Source organism: Frankia sp. AiPs1 (genome assembly GCF_023716945.1).
Lineage (GTDB): Bacteria > Actinomycetota > Actinomycetes > Frankiales > Frankiaceae > Frankia.
The window spans coordinates 1-1,740 of record NZ_JAMQQF010000861.1 but is presented as its reverse complement, the minus strand read 5'-3'; the positions used below and the strand labels follow the sequence as shown (position 1 = coordinate 1,740).

The following is a 1,740-nucleotide window of genomic DNA, read 5'->3' as shown; positions in this document are numbered from 1 at the left end:
GTGGCGGCCACCGCGTCGAGACGGGCCGGCCGGTCCGGCGCCCGGCGCCCGGCCACCCGGTAGGGCATCTCCAGCCGGGCGACCCGCACCCCGGCGGCGCCCAGCCGGGCGGCCAGCGCGTCGAACAGGGGCGTGTCGACGCCGCTGCCGGCGCCGTGCAGAAACACGACGGTCGACGCGCCGACACCGGGAACCACCCGCAGCCGCCCGCCGTCCACAGCTATGAAGGCACCGTCAGCCATGCCGGCGCCGTCAGGTACGCCAGCATCGCCGGGCACGCGCGCATTCTCAGGCACGCGGGCATCGTCAGGCACGCGGGCATTCCGAGATACGCGGGCATCGTCGACGGGAGCCGATCCGGGGCCGGCGGCCAAGGGTGGAAGGTCCTGCGTGCATCGATCCGACACAGCAGGGAAGGACACAGCGTGGTCGAGCCTGGAATCTGTCAGACTTCCACCTTGAGTGTGTGACTTGCCTCGCATCATCGCCTCCCGAAGGGTAGGAAAGCTTCATGCTGCCTGGCCCCGACGCCGACCCGGGCCCACCTCGTGGCCGAACAAACACCCTGGTCTGCGAGGCTCCAGCCGACAGTGACGATCCGTACTGGGCCTTCTATGAGGAGGTCGCGTCGGCCCAGCTGCGGGAGTGGCTGCCGGCGCAACCGGCCCGGGTACTTGACGTCTCCGGCCCGCGAGCCCGCTTCGCCCGTCAGATGGTGACCGCGGGCCACCAGGTCGTGCGGGTGGTGGCCCAGGCCGAGCCGGCCGACCCAGCCGTCGGCCCGGGCGCGCTGCTGCCCATCGTCGGCGACGCCCGCTCGCTGGACTGGTTCTCCCCCGCCTCGTTCGACGCGGTGCTCGCCGAGGCACGGGCACTGTCGTTCTGCCTGGCCACGGAGACGACCCTCGACGAAATCCACAGCATGCTGCGCCCGGGCGGTCGGCTGCTGCTCTGCGTCGACTCGCTGCTGCTCGGCCTCGCCCGCCTCGCCGAGCAGCATCGCTGGGCGGAGCTGTCCGATGTCCCCCGCGCCGACGTCGTGCTGGTTCCCGCCGAGGACGGCACCATCACCCGTTGCTTCTGGCCGGAGGAGCTGCGGGCGCTGCTGACCAGCGCCGGCTTTGCTGTCGACTGGATCCGGCCGCGCACGGTGCTGTCCGCCGAGGCGGTCAAGCGGGCTGTGGCCGAGGACGTCTCCTGCTTCCCCACCCTCGTGCGCACGGAGGTGGAGCTCTCTGCCGAGCGCGAGGGCGAGTCCATCGGCATCCACCTGATCGCCTCGGCTCGCCGACCCGCCTAGCGTGGCGCCCGCCGGCTCGTGATCATGTGCGGTCACCGTCCGGTGGCACCGGCGCCGCCGGCTAACCAGTCCACCGGTCCGGCGCCGGCGACGGCCAGGGAGCGAGCCGTTCGAGTGCGGCGACGAGGCGCAGCAGTCGGGCCTCCTCGCCATGACGGCCGACGATCTGCAGCCCAACCGGGCAGCCGTCGGCGGTGAAACCCGCGGGCACGCTCACCGCCGGCTGCCCGCTGAGATTGAATGCCCAGGTCAGGCTCACGCTGCGGACCTTGCCCGGGCCCGCATGCGGGTGCGGCCGGTTGGGCGTGGTCGGCGTGAGCAGCACGTCCGCCCGAGCGAACACGCCCGCGAGGCATCGGTCGTTGTGGGCGCGCACCGCCGCGGCGTCCGATGCGCCCCCGGCCGTGGCAGACGCCGCCCCGGCAGACGCCGCCCAAGCC

Annotated in this window: 3 protein-coding genes; 1 reads left to right on the top strand and 2 read right to left on the bottom strand. The window is 73.1% G+C overall.

Annotation, left to right across the window (positions count from 1 at the left end; all coding sequences use genetic code 11):
• On the bottom strand, positions 1-242 hold a 242-nt coding region (locus ND748_RS35220), incomplete at its 3' end, for an alpha/beta family hydrolase (protein ID WP_374216084.1).
• A 269-nt stretch (positions 243-511) separates the two neighbouring features.
• On the opposite strand from ND748_RS35220, the gene ND748_RS31360 reads away from it, so the two are divergent.
• The gene (locus tag ND748_RS31360; RefSeq protein WP_251749914.1) at positions 512-1,300 is read left to right on the top strand and encodes a class I SAM-dependent methyltransferase; all 789 of its coding nucleotides are present in this window, start codon (positions 512-514) and stop codon (positions 1,298-1,300) included.
• Between the two features lie 61 nt (positions 1,301-1,361).
• Here ND748_RS31360 and ND748_RS31355 read toward each other — a convergent pair.
• Positions 1,362-1,740 (bottom strand): amidase family protein (locus ND748_RS31355; RefSeq protein ID WP_251749913.1); only part of this gene is annotated, 379 nt, incomplete at its 5' end.

Excerpts from the sequence above, each read along its gene's own strand:
- ND748_RS31360 (WP_251749914.1), top strand. The coding sequence starts at position 512 with ATGCTGCCTGGCCCCGACGCCGACCCGGGCCCACCTCGTGGCCGAACA.